General features: G+C 58.7%; 19 protein-coding genes. 8 read left to right on the top strand and 11 right to left on the bottom strand.

The annotated features are described in order from the left end of the window. Positions 1–4: 4 nt before the first annotated feature. The 5 genes from selB to B8P98_RS00895 all read right to left on the bottom strand — a co-directional run bounded on the left by selB (position 5) and on the right by B8P98_RS00895 (position 5560). Complete coding sequence (selB, locus tag B8P98_RS00915) at positions 5–1846, bottom strand: selenocysteine-specific translation elongation factor (RefSeq protein WP_080897615.1); 1842 nt, start codon at positions 1844–1846, stop codon at positions 5–7. Further along, entirely contained in the window at positions 1843–3231 is a 1389-nt protein-coding gene (gene selA, locus B8P98_RS00910; RefSeq protein ID WP_080897616.1) for an L-seryl-tRNA(Sec) selenium transferase, read from the bottom strand. The genes selB and selA overlap by 4 nt, the downstream gene beginning before the upstream one ends. A gap of 105 nt (positions 3232–3336) precedes the next feature. Then, positions 3337–3945 (bottom strand): glutathione S-transferase, encoded by a 609-nt coding sequence (locus tag B8P98_RS00905; protein ID WP_080897617.1) that lies wholly within the window; start codon positions 3943–3945, stop codon positions 3337–3339. A gap of 106 nt (positions 3946–4051) precedes the next feature. Beyond that, positions 4052–5188: an HlyD family secretion protein gene (locus tag B8P98_RS00900; RefSeq protein WP_080897618.1), complete on the bottom strand. Its 1137-nt coding sequence runs from the start codon at positions 5186–5188 to the stop codon at positions 4052–4054. Positions 5189–5191: 3 nt separating this feature from the next. Beyond that, on the bottom strand, positions 5192–5560 hold the full coding sequence (locus B8P98_RS00895; RefSeq protein ID WP_087804727.1) for a DUF3302 domain-containing protein: 369 nt from the start codon (positions 5558–5560) through the stop codon (positions 5192–5194). A 538-nt stretch (positions 5561–6098) separates the two neighbouring features. Between B8P98_RS00895 and mtlA the strand changes: the two genes are divergently transcribed. The 3 genes from mtlA (at position 6099) to mtlR (ending at position 9851) form a co-directional block, all read left to right on the top strand. After that, on the top strand, positions 6099–8006 hold the full coding sequence (gene mtlA / locus B8P98_RS00890) for a PTS mannitol transporter subunit IICBA (RefSeq protein WP_025712161.1): 1908 nt from the start codon (positions 6099–6101) through the stop codon (positions 8004–8006). Between the two features lie 100 nt (positions 8007–8106). Further along, positions 8107–9255 carry a mannitol-1-phosphate 5-dehydrogenase gene (gene mtlD, locus B8P98_RS00885; protein ID WP_025712162.1) on the top strand — a complete coding sequence of 383 codons (1149 nt, stop codon included), beginning with the start codon at positions 8107–8109 and terminating at the stop codon, positions 9253–9255. Further along, positions 9255–9851, top strand: coding sequence for a mannitol operon repressor MtlR (gene mtlR, locus B8P98_RS00880; RefSeq protein WP_025712163.1), 597 nt, complete (start codon positions 9255–9257; stop codon positions 9849–9851). The genes mtlD and mtlR overlap by 1 nt, the downstream gene beginning before the upstream one ends. Here the strand turns inward: mtlR and B8P98_RS00875 are convergent. Beyond that, positions 9840–10064 carry a hypothetical protein gene (locus B8P98_RS00875; protein ID WP_025712164.1) on the bottom strand — a complete coding sequence of 75 codons (225 nt, stop codon included), beginning with the start codon at positions 10062–10064 and terminating at the stop codon, positions 9840–9842. The genes mtlR and B8P98_RS00875 overlap by 12 nt on opposite strands. Before the next feature lie 273 nt (positions 10065–10337). On the opposite strand from B8P98_RS00875, the gene B8P98_RS00870 reads away from it, so the two are divergent. The 5 genes from B8P98_RS00870 to trmL all read left to right on the top strand — a co-directional run bounded on the left by B8P98_RS00870 (position 10338) and on the right by trmL (position 15399). After that, positions 10338–10700: a YibL family ribosome-associated protein gene (locus B8P98_RS00870; protein ID WP_025712165.1), complete on the top strand. Its 363-nt coding sequence runs from the start codon at positions 10338–10340 to the stop codon at positions 10698–10700. Positions 10701–10984: 284 nt separating this feature from the next. Further along, the gene (gene lldP, locus B8P98_RS00865) at positions 10985–12640 is read left to right on the top strand and encodes an L-lactate permease (RefSeq protein WP_025712166.1); all 1656 of its coding nucleotides are present in this window, start codon (positions 10985–10987) and stop codon (positions 12638–12640) included. Then, positions 12637–13410 carry a transcriptional regulator LldR gene (gene lldR, locus B8P98_RS00860; protein ID WP_025712167.1) on the top strand — a complete coding sequence of 258 codons (774 nt, stop codon included), beginning with the start codon at positions 12637–12639 and terminating at the stop codon, positions 13408–13410. The genes lldP and lldR overlap by 4 nt, the downstream gene beginning before the upstream one ends. Then, on the top strand, positions 13410–14594 hold the full coding sequence (lldD, locus tag B8P98_RS00855) for an FMN-dependent L-lactate dehydrogenase LldD (RefSeq protein WP_025712168.1): 1185 nt from the start codon (positions 13410–13412) through the stop codon (positions 14592–14594). The genes lldR and lldD overlap by 1 nt, the downstream gene beginning before the upstream one ends. A 331-nt stretch (positions 14595–14925) precedes the next feature. Continuing rightward, a complete protein-coding gene (trmL, locus tag B8P98_RS00850; RefSeq protein ID WP_016161951.1) occupies positions 14926–15399 on the top strand; it encodes a tRNA (uridine(34)/cytosine(34)/5-carboxymethylaminomethyluridine(34)-2'-O)-methyltransferase TrmL in 474 nt (157 codons plus the stop codon). A gap of 81 nt (positions 15400–15480) precedes the next feature. On the opposite strand, the gene cysE is transcribed toward trmL, so the two are convergent. From cysE to B8P98_RS00825, 5 genes are all read right to left on the bottom strand, one after another. After that, on the bottom strand, positions 15481–16302 hold the full coding sequence (gene cysE, locus B8P98_RS00845) for a serine O-acetyltransferase (protein ID WP_002922426.1): 822 nt from the start codon (positions 16300–16302) through the stop codon (positions 15481–15483). Positions 16303–16375: 73 nt separating this feature from the next. Further along, entirely contained in the window at positions 16376–17395 is a 1020-nt protein-coding gene (gpsA, locus tag B8P98_RS00840) for an NAD(P)H-dependent glycerol-3-phosphate dehydrogenase (protein WP_004205045.1), read from the bottom strand. Next, a complete protein-coding gene (gene secB / locus B8P98_RS00835) occupies positions 17395–17862 on the bottom strand; it encodes a protein-export chaperone SecB (protein WP_023291349.1) in 468 nt (155 codons plus the stop codon). The genes gpsA and secB overlap by 1 nt, the downstream gene beginning before the upstream one ends. Before the next feature lie 60 nt (positions 17863–17922). After that, entirely contained in the window at positions 17923–18174 is a 252-nt protein-coding gene (gene grxC, locus B8P98_RS00830; RefSeq protein WP_002922429.1) for a glutaredoxin 3, read from the bottom strand. A 105-nt stretch (positions 18175–18279) separates the two neighbouring features. After that, the gene (locus tag B8P98_RS00825) at positions 18280–18711 is read right to left on the bottom strand and encodes a rhodanese-like domain-containing protein (protein WP_023291350.1); all 432 of its coding nucleotides are present in this window, start codon (positions 18709–18711) and stop codon (positions 18280–18282) included. Positions 18712–18767: the final 56 nt, after the last annotated feature.

Here is an 18767-nt window from a genome sequence, read left to right as displayed (position 1 = left end):
ATGATTACCGGAACAGCGCTTTATCGCGCAGGATATGATCGTTACCGCGACGGCGGGTGAAGCCAATCCGGTCAAAATACTCCAGGATCTGGATCGCCAGCTTCCGCCCTACGTTTAAGGTATCGCGGAAATCCGCTGCGCAGGTTGATCCGCGCAGTTGATCCAGCTCGCGCACCCGCTGGGCGAACTGCACAATGCGATCGTTGCGGTAGTAACGATCCTTTACGATCGCGGTTATCATCCCCTGCTGCGCGGCCTGACGCAGCACCGCGCGCATCAGCGACTCTTCAACATGGACTTCGCGCGCAAGATCGCGCACCCACCAGGGGTCATCGCCGAACAGGATCTCCACCTTCTGCCAGACCGCCTGCTGCTCGTCAGTAAATCCGGCTTTATGCTCCGGCAAATGCAGCCAACCGTGATGGCTGTGGACTAAGCCGCTCTCGCGCATCTGCTCAATCAGCAGCAGCACCAGCGCTTCATCTTCCATCGGCAGCGCGATGCGGCGCAGGCGCTCCCGGCCTGGACCGGGCTCGTCGCGATGCTGCTCATGGTAGCGTGCCAGGGCATCCAGCAATTTTCGCTGCCAGCGGGCGGCAAGCGGCGCGCTGAGCAGGCGCTGTCCGGCCTGCAGATAGTCCGGTCGCTGGATCAGAGCCGTCATTCCGGCTTCGCTGAGCTGCCGCGCCCAGGCGAAGCGCTCAAGGCGGACGGCGTCCCGCTGCAGATGCAGCTCCAGCGCCTGCGCATCGTCAGCGCCAGCTGCCGCCAGGGCGTGCAGCCACTGCAGATATTCCGGTTTCCGTTTGCCGCGACGCGGGGGATCCAGCGTCACCACCCGTGCGCCGGCCAGCGTTAAGCGAGCGGAGATATCGCGGAGCACCAGCCGGTCGTTATCCGCCAGCCACAGCGGGGTATCCAGCACCAGCTCCGCCAGGTTGCCCTCAAGGAGCGACACCCGGCCGGTAATGTGGCTGGCAGCGTGGTGAATATGCAGCGGCTGCCACTGGCTGAGCGGCGTATGGCACTGTAGCTCGACAATCACCCGCTCTGCGGCCTCCGGCGGCGGTGAGGAGAGCAGCCAGTCGCCGCGATGCACGGCCTCTTTTTGCGCATCGCCGACAATATTCAGCGCAATGCGCTGCCCGGCGTGCGCCTGTTCAACCGCTTGGTTCTGGGCATGCAGACCGCGGACGCGCATCGGCGTGTTGACGCCGGTGAGCCACAGGGTATCCCCGACCCGTACTTCGCCGGAGAGTGCCGTCCCGGTGACCACCAGCCCCGCCCCCTTGACGGTAAAAGCGCGGTCCAGCGCCAGGCGAAACCGCTGCTGCTGCGGGTGGGAACGCTCCGCAAGCTGCAGCAGATGGCTGCGCAGTTCGGCAATACCGATATTTTCCGGTGCCGCGGTGGGAAAGAAAGCGACGGCGTCAAAGCCCAGCTTGCGCAGGGTCTGCTCGACCTCTGCCTGAACTTCCGCCACCCTGGCGGCCGCCACGCGGTCCGTTTTAGTGAGCGCCACGGTCAGCGTCGGCTTTCCGGTCAGCTGCAGGATCGCCAGGTGTTCGCGGGTTTGCGCCATCACCCCGTCATCGCAGGCCACCACCAGCAGCGCATGGTCGATCCCACCCACCCCCGCCAGCATGTTGGACAAAAACTTTTCGTGCCCGGGAACGTCAATAAATCCCAGCACCCGCCCGTCCGGCTGCGGCCAGTAGGCATAGCCGAGATCGATCGTCATTCCCCGCGCTTTCTCTTCCGGCAGACGATCGGCATTCACGCCGGTTATCGCCTGCAGCAGCGTCGTTTTGCCGTGGTCAACATGTCCAGCGGTGGCAATAATCATCGTAACAACATCTCCATAAACCGGGTTTCATCTTCCAGACAGCGCAGGTCCAGCCAGAGCCGACCGTCATAAATGCGGCCAATCACCGGACACGGCAGCGCGCGCCAGCAGGCCGCCAGCGCCTCCAGCCGGCTGCCGCGGCCGTCATGCGGGGTAAAGGTCAACGCCGCGCTGGGCAGGCGGTCGACGGGTAACGAACCACTGCCAATCTGCGACTGACAGGCTGCCACGCTGACGGCAAAATCAGCATAGTGTGCCGCCAGGGCAGGCTGCAGGCGTTCAGCCAGCCGGCGGATCTCCTCCGCCGGACGGGTGAGCAGGCGCAGCGTCGGCAATTTCTCCCTCAGCGCCTCCGGGTGCTGATAGAGGCGCAGCGTGGCTTCCAGCGCCGCGAGGGTCATTTTATCCGCGCGCAGGGCCCGCTTCAGCGGGTGGCTTTGCAGCCGGGCAATCAGCGCGCGTTTGCCGACGATAATTCCGGCCTGCGGACCGCCGAGCAGCTTATCGCCGGAGAAACTGACCAGGCTCACCCCGGCGGCAATCATCTCCTGCGGCATCGGCTCCTTTGGCAGGCCATACTGACTGAGATCCACCAGCGACCCGCTGCCCAGGTCGGCCACTACCGGGACGTCCAGTTCGCGGCCAATGGCCGCCAGCTCCGCTTCGTCGACGGCTTTGGTAAAGCCTTCAATGCTGTAGTTGCTGGTGTGAACCTTCATCAGCAGCGCAGTATTGTCATTCACCGCCTGGCGATAATCTTTAGCATGGGTGCGGTTGGTGGTGCCCACTTCGTGCAGCTGACAACCCGCCTGGCGCATCACGTCGGGGATGCGAAATGCCCCGCCGATCTCCACCAGTTCGCCGCGGGAGACCACCACTTCGCGGCCGCTGGCGGTGGCCGCCAGCATCAACAGAACGGCCGCCGCGTTGTTGTTCACAATGCAGGCATCTTCCGCGCCGGTGATCTGGCACAGCAGATCGGCAATGGCGCGATCGCGATGGCCACGCCCGGCGTCGTCGAGATCATATTCGAGGGTCACCGGCGCGCGCATCGCACTGGCAACTGCCTCCACGGCCGACTCTGCCTGGATGGCGCGTCCCAGATTAGTATGCAATACCGTACCGGTGAGATTAAACACCGGACGCAGGGCGCTCTGCCGACTGGCGGTCAGCCGCTGTGCGCAGGCGTTCAGCCAGTCATGGCTCCAGTCCGGCAGCGTCTGATGCTGGCGGATTTGCTCCCGCGCCTCATCGAGCATCTGGCGCAGTTGCGCCACTACCTGCGAATGGCCGTGCTGCGCCAGCAGAGAGGAAAAAGCGGGGTCGCGTAGTAAGCGGTCAATGGCCGGAAGCCGGGTATAAAGCGCACGAATTTCGGTAGTCATGAATGGGCCTGGCGGTAAGTTATTTTCCCCCCTCCCGACGGGAGAGGGAGTCAACAATCAGCGGCGATTGTAACGCCTCCTTGCACAAACTGTTACCTGCCTGGGTCAAGTCCGCGGCGGTTCGGTACGCGCAAAGCTGGCGCGCTGGAACAGGGCATCCACCAGCTTTACCAGCTGCGGCCGGGTGGCGCACCAGCCGGGCGCTACCCGGCGAAAGTTCAGGTAGGCAATGGCGCAGGCCGTGGAAATGGTCGCCAGATTGACCTCGTCGCCGCGCAGCGTTCCGTCTGCCGCGCAGGCTTCCAGCCTGTCGAGACCGCGAGCCACTTTCTCCCGCTGACGAAGCAGCTCTTGCTCTGACTGCTGCGCGCCTGGGCGGGCTTTTTCGCGCACCAGTGCCTGGGCGGCCTCCATCACCCCATCCGCCAGCGCTTCAAGCTGACGCATCCTGAGAGCGGCTCTGGGGTCGGAGGGGAGCATCGGCGGCGCCACGCCCAGCAGCTCCAGATACTGGGCGATGACCGGAGAATCAAACCAGCACTCACCGTCGTCCGTCACCAGCGCCGGCACTTTGCCCAGCGGGTTATAGCGCGCCACGCCGTTGTCTTCGCTGTACGGGGATTCGTTGACAAACTCAAACGGGATGCGCTTTTCCAGCAGGATGACGGAGATTTTGCGCACAAAGGGACTGGTGTAGCTGCCGATCAGTTTCATAGCCTGCTCCTTATCGCCAACAAATTATCGCCAATAAAGATATGAGTATGGCTCAGGGCAGGGCAAAAGGCAGGTGAGCGTCCCGCTCAACCTGCCGCCGATCGCATTAATGATCGAGATAGAGGTAGTGCATCCAGCTGGTCATGCGCAGCAGCACTTTACGCATCACCGAGACGTGGGTGAAATGGTCGGAGTAGACCGCCACCTGCGCGTAGATGCCATCAGGCAGCGCATCAATTTCGGCATTAGGATCAAGCTCGATGGTCGCCAGCACGCCATCGCTGCCCGGCGTCACGGTCAGCGACTGTAACGCCCCCTGCGCCTGATAAGTTCCTCCCGGCACTACCGGTAAAATATCGACCAGTTTGCCGTGGAACACCTGCCCGGGCAGGGCGTTAAACACCGCTTCCGCGTCATCGCCTTTCTCCAGCCTCAGCAGGGAATTTTGCCGAAACTGGGCGACGATCAGCCGTTTTTGCTCCGGGATAAACACCATCACCGGACGCAGCGGCAGCGAGGCAGCGTAGGTCCCAGGGCGGATCAGCACCTGGGTGATATACCCATCGCTTGGCGCCCGCACGGTGGTCTGATCGAGATTATATTTCGCCTCCGCCAGCTGGGCGCGCAGGCTGGCCACTTGCGACTGCTCGCCGTTGATCATGCTGTCCAGCTGGCTCTGGATCTGCGCCTGCTCAGCCACCGACGCCTTGACCAGCGCGTCCTGGGCAAGGTAATTCTGCCTGGCGTTATCGATGTCGCTTTCCGAGAACGGGTTCACCCGCGCCTGGCTCCCTTTCAGGTAGCGCTGATAGTCCTTGTATAAGCGATCGCGTTCCGCCGACACGCGGGTGGTGTTGGCCTGGGCTTCAGAGAGCTGCGCTTTGAGGGTGTTAATACTGTGCAGCGCCGTCACCAGGTCGGCCTGCAGGCGGTCGACTCGCGCCTGATAGCGCGCCGGGTCAATCGTAAAAAGCACTTCGCCCTTTTTAACGCGCTGATTCGCTTTGTCAGTAACGCTGTTCACCACCCCGGTAACCTGCGGCGTAACAGGAATAGATATCACCGCCTTTTGCGCCAGAAACGTATACGGGTGGTTATAGTTCATTAATAAAATAAGCGCGCTAACAATAAATACGCCACCCAGCGCCGCGGTGGGTACCGTCCATTTATTTACCGGTATTTTGAAGATTTTAAATATCGACCAGGCGATGGCCACGTAGGTCAAAATTATCAACAGATCCATCGTTTATTTCTCCGCCGCAGAGGTGGACTGCGGCCGCTGGATGGCCGCCACCTGGTGTTCAAGGTCGCTCAGTCGTTGGCGAAGCTGTTGTATATCGGTCTCTTTTTCAGGTTCGTCAGGGGCCGTATTCGCCTTATGCTGCATGCCCCAGCCGCGCTCAGGCTGGTACAACGTGGCCCAAATCCATAAAAACGGCCAGATGACGTGGAGCGTAAAAAGGCTCACCCATCCGGCAACATGAATAGCATCCGAATGGGGGTGGTTGCGTTTTTTAGCAATCATATAGGGAATATCGTGAAGAATGATAATCCCATAAAAAATGACCAGAAAAACGAAGATCAGAACGCCCAGCGCAAAATAATTGAGAAACATAATTCCCTCGGCTTTACGCTAATAATTTATATGAATTTTATTCACGACCCACTGACATTCGGGCCGCTATTTTGAGCATAATTCACGCCTTTCATTTTTGCCATCCGGCGTAAAAAAGTTATTCGGCAGTTAAGGTTGCTTAGTTACAGAGCCATCTCGCCCTGGCCGCAAAACCGGGCCGAGATCACAGCGGCAAAAATCCACCGTGAAATTCTTTGTGATCAAAATCACAAACAAACAACAAAACCACGAAACAAAATTGTGACAAATATCACACAAAAAGGCAGATCAGCGGCTAAAAAGGCGCTGTGTTGTTTTTTTACACAGGAATTATGTGATCAGCATCACTACAAAAAGCGCTTTGCCCCCTATATTCATGTGATCCGTATCACACAAAAGGGCGCTGGCTGGACAGCTAAACGATTCAGTGCCAGATTTCGCACTATCAATCAGGGCCCGGCTACCTCTGCCGCCACATTAACAACAAACCTCGGGCTTTTAGCCTGCGCGATACGCAAAACAGAAGAAGGGGTGTTTTATGTCATCCGATATCAAGATCAAAGTGCAAAGCTTTGGTCGTTTCCTCAGCAATATGGTGATGCCGAATATCGGCGCGTTTATCGCGTGGGGTATCATCACTGCGCTTTTCATTCCGACAGGGTGGTTGCCAAACGAAACGCTGGCGAAGCTGGTCGGTCCGATGATCACCTACCTGCTGCCGCTGCTGATCGGTTACACCGGCGGTAAATTAGTCGGCGGCGAACGTGGCGGGGTGGTCGGGGCGATCACTACCATGGGCGTTATCGTCGGCGCGGATATGCCGATGTTCCTCGGCTCCATGATTGCCGGCCCGTTGGGTGGTTACTGCATCAAGAAATTCGATAACTGGGTAGATGGTAAGATCAAATCCGGTTTTGAAATGCTGGTGAATAACTTCTCCGCCGGCATCATCGGGATGATCCTCGCCATTCTGGCCTTCCTCGGCATCGGCCCGGCGGTTGAAGTTCTGTCAAAACTGCTCGCAGCTGGCGTGAACTTTATGGTGGCGCACGACATGCTGCCGCTGGCGTCTATCTTCGTGGAACCGGCAAAAATCCTGTTCCTCAATAACGCCATCAACCACGGTATCTTCTCACCGCTGGGTATTCAGCAGTCCCACGAGCTGGGCAAATCCATCTTCTTCCTGATTGAAGCTAACCCGGGTCCGGGGATGGGCGTTCTGCTGGCGTACATGTTCTTTGGTCGCGGCAGCGCAAAACAGTCTGCAGGCGGGGCAGCTATCATCCACTTCCTGGGGGGTATCCATGAAATCTACTTCCCGTACGTGCTGATGAACCCGCGTCTGATCCTGGCCGTTATTCTCGGCGGGATGACCGGTGTCTTCACCCTGACTATCCTCAACGGCGGTCTGGTCTCTCCGGCTTCCCCGGGCTCTATCCTGGCGGTGCTGGCGATGACGCCAAAAGGCGCCTACTTCGCTAACATTGCAGCGATTATCGCGGCGATGGCGGTCTCCTTCGTGGTCTCTGCAGTTCTGCTGAAGACCAGCAAAGTCAAAGAAGAAGACGATATCGAAGCCGCAACGCGTCGTATGCACGACATGAAAGCGGAATCCAAAGGCGCCAGCCCGCTGGCGGCCGGTAATGTCACCAACGACCTGAGCCATGTGCGTAAAATCATCGTCGCCTGCGACGCCGGTATGGGTTCCAGCGCCATGGGCGCAGGGGTGCTGCGCAAGAAAGTGCAGGATGCCGGGCTGAGCCAGATTTCGGTCACCAACAGCGCAATCAATAACCTGCCGCCGGATGTTGACCTGGTCATCACCCACCGCGACCTCACCGAGCGCGCCATGCGTCAGGTGCCGCAGGCGCAGCATATTTCGCTGACCAACTTCCTCGACAGCGGTCTGTACACCAGCCTGACCGAGCGTCTGGTCGCGGCGCAGCGCCACATCGACAACGAAGTCAAAGTCACCGATAGCCTGAAAGACAGCTTTGACGATACTAACAAAAACCTGTTCCAGCTGGGCGCGGATAACATCTTCCTCGGTCGCAAAGCGGCCACCAAAGAAGAAGCGATTCGCTTCGCCGGTGAACAGCTGGTGAAAGGCGGCTACGTCGAGCCGGAATATGTACAGGCGATGCTCGACCGCGAAAAACTGACCTCAACCTATCTCGGGGAGTCCATCGCGGTCCCGCACGGCACCATTGAAGCGAAAGATCGCGTGCTGAAAACCGGCGTTGTCTTCTGCCAGTACCCGGAAGGGGTGCGTTTCGGCGAAGATGAAGACGATGTTGCCCGCCTGGTGATCGGCATCGCCGCCCGCAATAACGAACACATCCACGTTATCACCAGCCTGACTAACGCACTGGATGATGAAACCGTGATTGAACGACTGGCGAAAACCACCAGCGTCGACGAGGTTTTGGCGCTGTTGAATAAATAACCACAACGTCCCTTCCCTCTCCCTTTGGGAGAGGGTTGCGGTGAGGGAAAAGCCTCACCCCAGCCCTCTCAGGTAAAAACATTAATTGAAGGTTAATACTATGAAAGCATTACATTTTGGCGCAGGTAATATCGGACGTGGCTTTATCGGTAAATTGCTGGCCGACGCGGGCATCGAACTGACGTTCGCCGATGTCAATCAGACCGTACTTGATGCCCTGAATGCCCGTCATAGCTATCAGGTTCACGTCGTCGGCGAAAATGAGCAGGTGGATACCGTCTCCGGCGTCAATGCCGTCAGCAGCATCGGCGATGAGGTGGTGGACCTGATCGCTGAGGTCGATCTGCTCACTACCGCCGTCGGCCCCGTCGTGCTCGAACGTATCGCCCCGGCGATCGCCAAAGGGCTGGCGAAGCGCAAAGCACAGGGCAGCGAACGCCCGCTGAACATTATCGCCTGCGAAAATATGGTGCGCGGCACCACGCAGTTAAAAGGCCACGTGTTTAACGCGCTGGCGGAAGAAGATAAAGCGTGGGTGGAAGCGCATATCGGCTTCGTCGACTCCGCCGTAGACCGTATCGTGCCGCCGTCAGCCTCCGCCACCAACGATCCGCTGGAAGTCACTGTGGAAACCTTCAGCGAATGGATTGTGGATAAAACCCAGTTTAAGGGCGAGCTGCCGAACATCCCGGGAATGGAATTAACCGATAACCTGATGGCATTTGTCGAACGCAAGCTATTCACCTTAAACACCGGGCATGCTATAACCGCCTACCTCGGGAAACTGGCGGGCCACCAGACGATTCGCGATGCGATCCTCGATGAGAGCATTCGTGCCGTCGTTAAAGGCGCGATGGAAGAGAGCGGCGCGGTGCTGATCAAACGCTACAGCTTTGATGCCCAGAAGCACGCAGCTTATATCCAGAAAATTTTGGGACGTTTCGAGAACCCGTACCTGAAAGACGATGTTGAGCGCGTTGGCCGTCAGCCGCTGCGCAAACTGAGCGCTGGCGACCGTTTAATTAAGCCGCTGTTGGGTACCCTGGAATACGGTCTGCCGCACCGCAACCTGGTGAAAGGGATTGCGGCGGCGATGCATTTCCGTAGCGAAGACGATCCGCAGGCGCAGGAGCTGGCGGCACTGATCGCTGACAAGGGGCCGCAGGCGGCGCTGGCGCAGATTTCCGGCCTGGACGCTGCAAGCGCTGTTGTCGCGGAGGCCGTTAGCGACTACAACGCGGTAAAATGATGTACAACCTGGCGCGACCGACGTCGCGCCCATTACGACTCCTGTCAGATATGCAGGCAATGATGGAAGAAACACAAGCATTTGAAAACCGTGTGCTTGAGCGTCTGAATGCTGGCAAAACCGTACGAAGCTTCCTGATCGCCACCGTCGAGCTGTTAACGGAAGCGGTCAATATTCTGGTGCTTCAGGTGTTCCGTAAAGACGACTACGCGGTGAAATACGCCGTCGAGCCCTTGCTGGAGGGCAGCGGGCCGCTCGGCGATCTCTCTGTACGCCTGAAGCTGATTTATGGCCTTGGGGTGATAAGTCGTGCCGAGTATGAAGACGCTGAACTGCTGATGGCCCTGCGCGAAGAGCTTAACCACGACGGCAATGAGTACAGCTTCACCGACGACGAAATTATCGGTCCGTTCGGCGAGCTGCACTGCGTCACCGCCCTGCCGCCAACGCCGCAGTTTGATGACAGCGATGCAGAACTGCTGGCAATGCAGAAGCTGCGTTACCAGCAGATGGTGCGCTCAACAATGGTGTTGTCCCTGACTGAGCTGATTTCACGAATCAGCTTAAAAAAAGCCTTCCAGAAATCAACGCTCTGATTCCGGCTCCGTCTGGTCGCAGGTCGGCCGGTAAAGCTGACGATAATATTCCAGACGCTGCAGAAACAACGCTTCCTTCTCCTGAGGGATGTCTCGCGGTACATGCTGCAGACGCGGAGACTTTTTCAAATACTCCATAAACGCCTGACTGGAAGCCATAAAATCAACCGCTTTGTCGATTAAACGTGGTACGCCGTCGCCGATCTTTGCCATCACGTCCTCCTCTTTGGGAATAATCTGATTAAGCATTAGCCAAATAACCGGCGCGGGTTAAGGAAAACGTGCTTATCTGCCGACAGGCTTCACAGAAATGAAATTAGACCAGATATTAGGAAGAATATTAATAAAATTCAAATTATTAGCCATGGATGATATTGCATTCTGCAGGCGCTAAACGGCGAATTTTTGATAAAAAGCTATCAACAATGACGGTCACAGCACATACTATAGGCGAATGAAGCCCCTTTATTAACAGATTAAGTCACCATGAAAGAAGTCGAAAAGAATGAAATCAAGCGTCTGAGCGATCGTCTCGACACCATCCGCCACCAGCAGGCCGAGCTGTCGCTGGTGGAAGCCGCCGACAAATACGCTGAGCTGGAAAAAGAAAAAGCGACCCTGGAAACGGAGATTGAGCGCCTGCGTTCCGTCCAGAGCCAGAAACTGAGCAAAGAGGCGCAGAAGCTGATGAGTCTGCCGTTCCGCCGCGCGATAACCAAAAAAGAGCAGGCCGATATGGGCAAACTGAAGAAAAGCGTCCGCGGTCTGGTAGTCGTTCATCCGATGACCGCTCTCGGCCGGGAAATGGGTCTCAAAGAGATGACCGGTTTCGCCCGCAGCGAATTCTGATCCCAACCCTCTCCGTGCGGAGAGGGCCATTCTGTCTTCACTCCCCCACGCTTTTATGCCCTGCCAGGCCGATTGGTCCAACCAATAATTTCATCAACCCCTCAGTAGTTCACAAATCCATCAAAACACATCACAAACACGTTGCTTAAGAGTAACATCTGGTTAACCATTCGTTGTCATCAACCCTGCTATCCCTAATTGGCCGGGCCAATTTTACCCAGCATGTGATCGGCAATGAGCGCAGACTCAGCCCTCCTGTCCTGGCGGCCCGATGGAGACCCTGCATGAATCTCTGGCAACAAAACTACGATCCCGCCGGTAATATCTGGTTATCCAGTCTTATCGCATCGCTACCGATTCTGTTTTTCTTTTTCGCGCTGATTAAGCTCAAACTGAAAGGCTACGTCGCTGCCACCTGGACCGTCGCTATCGCGCTGGCCGTCGCCTTGCTGTTCTATAAAATGCCGGTGGACCGCGCTTTAGCCTCGGTGGTCTATGGCTTCTTCTACGGCCTGTGGCCTATCGCGTGGATTATTATCGCCGCGGTCTTCGTCTATAAAATCTCAGTGAAGACCGGGCAGTTCGATATTATTCGCTCGTCGATCCTGTCGATTACGCCGGACCAGCGCCTGCAGATGCTGATCGTCGGTTTCTCCTTCGGCGCCTTTCTCGAAGGGGCGGCGGGTTTCGGCGCGCCAGTCGCCATTACCGCCGCGCTGCTGGTCGGTCTCGGGTTTAACCCGCTGTATGCCGCTGGCCTGTGCCTGATCGTTAACACCGCGCCGGTGGCCTTCGGCGCGATGGGCATCCCAATTCTGGTCGCCGGCCAGGTGACCGGTATCGACAGCTTCGCCATCGGCCAGATGGTGGGCCGTCAGCTGCCGTTCCTGACCATTATCGTCCTGTTCTGGATCATGGCTATCATGGACGGCTGGCGGGGCATTAAAGAGACCTGGCCGGCGGTGATGGTGGCAGGCGGTTCGTTCGCTATTGCCCAGTACCTTAGCTCTAACTTCCTTGGCCCGGAGCTGCCGGACATCATCTCGTCGCTGGTCTCCCTGGTCTGTCTGACCCTGTTCCTCAAACGCTGGCAGCCAGTGCGTATCTTCCGCTTTGGCGATATCGGCGCCGCACAGGTGGATATGACGCTGGCCCGCACTCGCTACACGGCGGGACAAGTGATCCGCGCCTGGTCGCCGTTCCTGTTCCTGACCGCCACCGTGACCCTGTGGAGCGTACCGCCGTTCAAAGCGCTGTTCGCACCGGGCGGCGCGATGTATGACTTCGTCATCAATATTTCGGTACCGTTCCTCGACAAGATGGTCGCCCGCATGCCGCCGGTGGTCAGCGCAGCGACCCCTTACGCTGCTATCTACAAATTCGACTGGCTGTCGGCGACCGGCACCGCCATTCTGTTCGCCGCCCTGCTGTCCATTGTCTGGCTGCGCATGAAGCCGAAAGACGCGCTGACCACCTTCGCCGGGACGCTGAAGGATCTGGCGCTGCCGATCTACTCTATCGGGATGGTGCTGGCGTTCGCCTTTATCTCTAACTACTCCGGGCTGTCGTCGACCCTGGCCCTGGCACTGGCCCATACCGGCCACGCGTTTACCTTCTTCTCGCCGTTCCTTGGCTGGCTGGGGGTATTCCTGACCGGTTCGGACACCTCGTCTAACGCCCTGTTCGCCGCGCTGCAGGCAACGGCGGCACAGCAGATTGGCGTCTCCGATATCCTGCTGGTCGCCGCCAATACCACCGGCGGCGTCACCGGCAAGATGATTTCCCCGCAGTCGATCGCCATCGCCTGCGCCGCGGTAGGCCTGGTGGGTAAAGAGTCGGATCTGTTCCGCTTTACCGTCAAACACAGCCTGATCTTCACCTGCATGGTGGGCCTGATCACCACGCTGCAGGCCTACGTTTTAACCTGGATGATCCCGTGATAGTGATGCCTAAACGCCTGGCCGACGACGTAGCGCGTCGCGTCCGGGCGCTGATTGAAGAACAACAGCTGGAGGCGGGCATGCGACTGCCCGCCGAGCGCCAGCTCGCCGCCCAGCTCGGCGTCTCGCGCAATTCCCTGCGCGAAGCGCTGGCGATGCTGGTCAATGAAGGTGTGCTGCTGAGCCGTCGCGGCGGCGGCACCTTCGTCCGCTGGCAGCATGAGCCATGGTCCGAGCAAAACATCGTCCAGCCGCTGAAGACGCTGCTGGCAGATGACCCGGACTACAGCTTCGATATCCTCGAAGCCCGTCACGCCATCGAAGCCAGCACCGCGTGGCACGCGGCGATGCGGGCCACCGACGCCGACAAAGAAAAAATTCGTCTGTGCTTTGAAGCCACTCAGAGTGAAGACCCGGATATCGCCTCGCAGGCGGACGTCCGCTTCCATCTGGCGATCGCTGAAGCCTCGCATAACGTGGTGCTGCTGCAAACCATGCGCGGCTTTTTCGAGCTTCTACAATCCTCGGTGAAGCAGAGCCGCCAGCGGATGTATCTGGTGCCGCCGGTGTTTGCCCGCCTGACCGAACAGCACCAGGCCGTTATGGAGGCTATTGTTGCCGGTGACGCCGAGGCGGCGCGCCAGGCGATGATGGGCCACTTAGGTTTTGTCCACGCCACCATTAAACGTTTTGATGAAGACCAGGCCCGCCAGGCGCGAATTACCCGCCTGCCCGGTGACCACAATGAAAATTCCAGGGAGAATTCGTGATGATTATTTCCGCCGCCAGCGACTATCGCGCCGCCGCCCAGCGTATCCTGCCGCCGTTTCTGTTCCACTATATCGACGGCGGCGCCTACGCCGAACATACCCTGCGCCGCAACGTCGAGGACCTTTCCGATGTCGCCTTGCGCCAGCGTATTTTGCGCAATATGTCGGACCTGAGCCTGGAAACCACGTTATTCAACGAAAAGCTGGCGATGCCGACGGCGCTGGCGCCGGTCGGGCTGTGCGGGATGTACGCCCGCCGCGGCGAAGTGCAGGCCGCTGGCGCCGCGGATGAGAAAGGCATTCCGTTCACCCTTTCTACCGTTTCCGTCTGCCCGATCGAAGAGGTCGCCCCGACCATCAAGCGCCCGATGTGGTTCCAGCTGTACGTCCTGCGCGACCGCGGCTTTATGCGCAATGCGCTGGAGCGCGCTAAAGCCGCAGGCTGCTCGACGCTGGTCTTTACCGTCGATATGCCCACCCCTGGCGCCCGTTATCGCGACGCCCATTCCGGCATGAGCGGCCCGAATGCCGCCCTGCGTCGCTACTGGCAGGCGGTCACTCATCCCCAGTGGGCGTGGGATGTCGGCCTCAACGGTCGCCCGCACGATCTGGGCAATATCTCCACCTATCTTGGCAAACCGACCGGGCTTGAGGATTACATCGGCTGGCTGGCGAATAACTTCGATCCGTCGATTTCATGGAAAGACCTCGAGTGGATCCGCGATTTCTGGGACGGCCCGATGGTGATCAAGGGGATCCTCGATCCGGAAGACGCCCGCGACGCGGTGCGCTTCGGCGCTGACGGTATTGTGGTTTCCAACCACGGCGGCCGCCAGCTCGATGGCGTGCTGTCCTCCGCCCGCGCCCTGCCCGCCATTGCCGACGCGGTGAAAGGCGACATTACTATTCTCGCCGACAGCGGCATCCGCAACGGTCTCGACGTGGTGCGGATGATCGCCCTTGGCGCCGACAGCGTGCTGCTGGGCCGCGCGTATCTGTACGCCCTGGCGACCCACGGTAAGCAAGGGGTGGCGAATCTGCTGAACCTGATCGAGAAAGAGATGAAAGTGGCGATGACCCTGACCGGGGCAAAAACCATCGCGGATATCAGCCGCGATTCGCTGGTGCAGAACGCGGAGGCGCTGCAGACCTTCGATGCGCTGAAGCAGCATAACGCGGCATAAGCTGCGCCGTTATGCTCTCTCCCCTCACCCTAACCCTCTCCCTCAGGGAGAGGGAACCGTCCGGCAGACAGATTAGCGGCGACGTTTCCCTGCCCCTCAGTCCACGAGAAGTATCGACGGATGGGTAAGCCCTTTACCCGCCTTCCTCCAGCGCCCGACCGGCGCCGGTTTTCCCCCTCTCCCTTTGGGAGAGGGCCGGGGTGAGGGTGTTCCCTTTACCAGCCCCCCAGCCCACCGACCGGCACCGGTTTTCCCCCTCTCCCTTTGGGAGAGGGCCGGGGTGAGGGTTGACCAAATATCTGCTATTCTGCCCCGCAATTAAGGGGGCAGTATGTTGAACATCGTCTTATTCGAACCAGAGATCCCGCCGAACACCGGCAATATTATTCGCCTGTGCGCCAACACCGGCTTCAATTTACATATCATTGAGCCAATGGGCTTTACCTGGGACGATAAGCGCCTGAGACGCGCCGGACTGGACTATCACGAGTTCACTGCCGTGCAGCGCCATGCGGATTACGCGGCGTTTCTCGCCAGCGCGCAGCCACAGCGGCTGTTCGCCCTGACCACCAAAGGCACACCGGCGCACAGCGCGGTGAGCTATCAGGATGGCGATTTCTTGATGTTTGGCCCGGAAACCCGCGGTCTGCCGGCCAGCATCCTCGATGCCCTGCCGCCGGAGCAGAAAATCCGTATTCCAATGATGCCGGACAGCCGCAGTATGAACCTGTCAAACGCGGTGTCGGTGGTGGTGTATGAAGCCTGGCGCCAGCTGGGATATCCAGGCGCGGTGTTGCGCAGCTAACCTGAGCGGTTCCCGGATTGCGGCGCGTTGCGCCTTATCCGGGCTACCTTTCTGGGCTTAACAACGGCAAGTGGCAATACATCAAATCCCGTCGCCGTACTCGAAGGTATGGTGGATGCCGTTGAAATGCTGATCCATATCCATCGCCGGCTTGTCGCTCTCCGGCTTGCCGACGATGCGCGCCGGTACGCCTGCGGCGGTGGTGTGCGGCGGCACCGGCTGCAATACCACCGAACCGGCGCCTATCTTCGCCCCGCGCCCGACTTCAATATTGCCGAGGATCTTCGCCCCGGCGCCAATCATCACGCCTTCGCGAATTTTCGGGTGACGGTCGCCGCTGGTTTTACCGGTCCCACCGAGAGTGACCGACTGCAGAATAGAGACATCATCTTCAATCACCGCCGTTTCACCGACCACAATGCCGGTGGCGTGGTCGAGCATGATCCCGCGGCCGATTTTCGCCGCCGGGTGAATATCCACCTGGAAGGAGACGGAGACCTGATTTTGCAGGAAAATCGCCAGCGCACGCCGGCCCTGAGTCCACAGCCAGTGGCCGATACGATACGCCTGCAGCGCATGGAAACCCTTCAGGTAGAGCAGCGGCGTGGAGTATTTATCCACCGCCGGGTCACGCGTACGCACCGCCTGAATATCGCAGGCGGCGGAGGCGATCATTTCCGGATCGGCGGCGTAGGCCTCTTCCACTACTTCACGAATGGCGATGGCCGGCATAATTGGGGAAGCCAGCTTGTTGGCCAGCATATAGCTCAGCGCACTGCCCAGATTTTCATGCTTGAGTAGCGTTGCGTGGTAAAAACTGGCGAGCATCGGCTCACAGTCAGCCAGAGCCCGGGCTTCGGCTTTAATATTATTCCAGACGATATCCAGTTCTTCACACGGCATTGCATACTCCAGGCGATATAGTAATGACCTGCCAGTTCTGCGCTGGCAGGGTCATTCAGGTGACAAAGGAAAGCTAATTGCTGCTGCGCTCGTCCTTGCGGGCGCGACCCAATAAGGTCAATGCTGCCTCGCGCGCAATTTTTCCGCAATACAATACCTGATAAATTTCCTCGGTTATTGGCATTTCGACACCTAAACGCTGTGCCAGAACGCGAACTTCCTTGGTATTGCGGTAGCCTTCAACCACCTGGCCAATCTTTTCCTGAGCGCTTTGCACGTCCATCCCCTGGCCGAGCATCATGCCGAAGCGGCGGTTACGGGACTGGTTGTCGGTGCAGGTAAGCACCAGGTCACCGAGGCCGGCCATGCCCATAAAGGTTTCCGGATCGGCGCCCAGCGCCGCGCCGAGACGGGACATTTCCACCAGGCCGCGGGTAATCAGCGCCGTACGCGCATTGGCGCCGAAGCCGATGCCGTCCGACATGCCCGCCCCGATGGCAATGACGTTTTTCACCGCGCCGCCGAGCTGCACGCCGATAAAGTCCGGGTTGATGTAGACGCGGAAGCTTTTGCCGCAGTGCAGCAGGTGCTGCAGATCCTCGGCAAACTGCGGATCCGTCGCCGCCAGCGAAATCGCCGTCGGCAGGCCGGCGGCCAGCTCTTTGGCGAAGGTTGGCCCGGAGATCACCGCCAGCGGGATGTCGTCGCCCAGCGCTTCACGCGCCACGTCCTGTAGCAGGCGGCCGGTTTCGGCCTCCAGTCCCTTGGTCGCCCACACCAGCCGCGCGTCGGGACGCATCAGCGGTTTAATCTGGCGTAACACCTGACCGAACACATGGCTTGGTACCACGACAAGGATGTCGCGGCTGGCGGCCAGCGCGGTGGCCAGGTCGCTTTCAAGATGCAGCGTGTCGGGGAAAGGCACATCGGGAAGGAACGCGGCGTTGCAGCGATCGTGTTGCAGCGTCGCGATATGTTTCGGGTCATGGCCCCACAGCACAACGTGGTGGCCATTTCTTGCCAGGGTAATGGCAAGAGCGGTGCCGTAAGAGCCGGCACCGATCACAGTCATTGCAGCATTAAGTGCGTTCATCAGGCATCCTGATGTTGTTCTGCACCTTCGCCAGCCTGCTGCTGCAGATAGTTCATAAACAGCGCGTCGAAGTTCACTGGCGCAAGGTTAAGTTGCGGGAAGGTACCGCGGGAAACCAGGCTGGTGATGCACTCGCGCGCGTACGGGAACAGAATGTTCGGGCAGTATGCGCCGAGGCAGTGCGCCATCTGGGTGCCTTCGATGCCGTCGATGGAGAAAATACCGCCCTGCTGTACTTCACAGAGGAACGCGGTTTCTTCGCCCAGCGAGGCGGTCACGGTCACACGCAGCACCACTTCATAAACGCCTTCAGCCAGCTGGGTGGAGGCGGTATCCAGATCAAGTTTAACTTCCGGCTGCCAGTCTTTCTGGAAAACTTGCGGTGCATTCGGCGCTTCAAAAGAGATATCTTTGGTATAGATACGCTGGATCTGGAAGGTCATTTCGGTGCTGTTTTGTTCTGACATAGTAAAACCCTTTCGTGTTGTCCTTAAATACGCGCTTCCGCCAGGGAAAGCGCGCAAAAATTAGCGCAAGAGGGGATCAAGTCCACCACGTGAATCAAGCGCATACAAGTCGTCACAGCCGCCAATGTGCTGCGCATCAATAAAAATCTGCGGAACCGTCGTCCGTCCGCTGCGCTGGATCATCTCCTCACGCTTTGCGGCATCGCCATCGATCGGCAACTCATGGAACGTTACGCCTTTGCTGTTCAGCAGCGCTTTCGCGCGGATGCAAAACGGGCAGGTCGCTTTGGTGTAGATCTCAATATTGGCCATGACTTCACTCCTGTTGTTACCCTGAGGGTTTTACGCCGCGGACTGAGCTTCCCCTCACGTCAGGCATGCAGGGGAAAACGCGGCGGCATCACCACGCGAGGTAAGTTATTTGCCGCGTACCAGAGGAAGGTTTTCGCCGCTCCAGCCTGCGATGCCCTCTTTCAGTACAAAGACTTTTTCAAACCCGGCTTTGTTCAGCGCGCTGGCGGGCTCTTGCGCCTGCATGCCGGAACCGTCTACCACAATAATGGGTTGCGATTTGTGTTTTTCCAACTCGCCGACGTTATTGGCTTTGATATCGCTGGGCAACAGGTTGATAGCACCGGCAATATGGCCTTTACGGAAATCGTCACGCTGACGCAGGTCGACCACCACCGCATCTTCTTTATTGATAAGACGCGTCGCTTCACCACGGGTGATGACTTTGACTTTCGACATCAGGCCCTTGAAGGTGGTGAACAGTACCGCACCCAGCAGCGCGATCCACGCGATGCTCAGGACCGGGTGACGGCCGATGAATTGCATAATTTCTTGCATGGGGGGTTACAACTCCCGACTAAGTGAGAAAAAAACCAGGAAAGGAGTATACCTGT

The sequence above is a fragment of the Klebsiella quasivariicola genome (assembly GCF_002269255.1).
Taxonomy (GTDB): domain Bacteria; phylum Pseudomonadota; class Gammaproteobacteria; order Enterobacterales; family Enterobacteriaceae; genus Klebsiella; species Klebsiella quasivariicola.
This window is presented reverse-complemented; position numbering and strand designations above follow the sequence as displayed.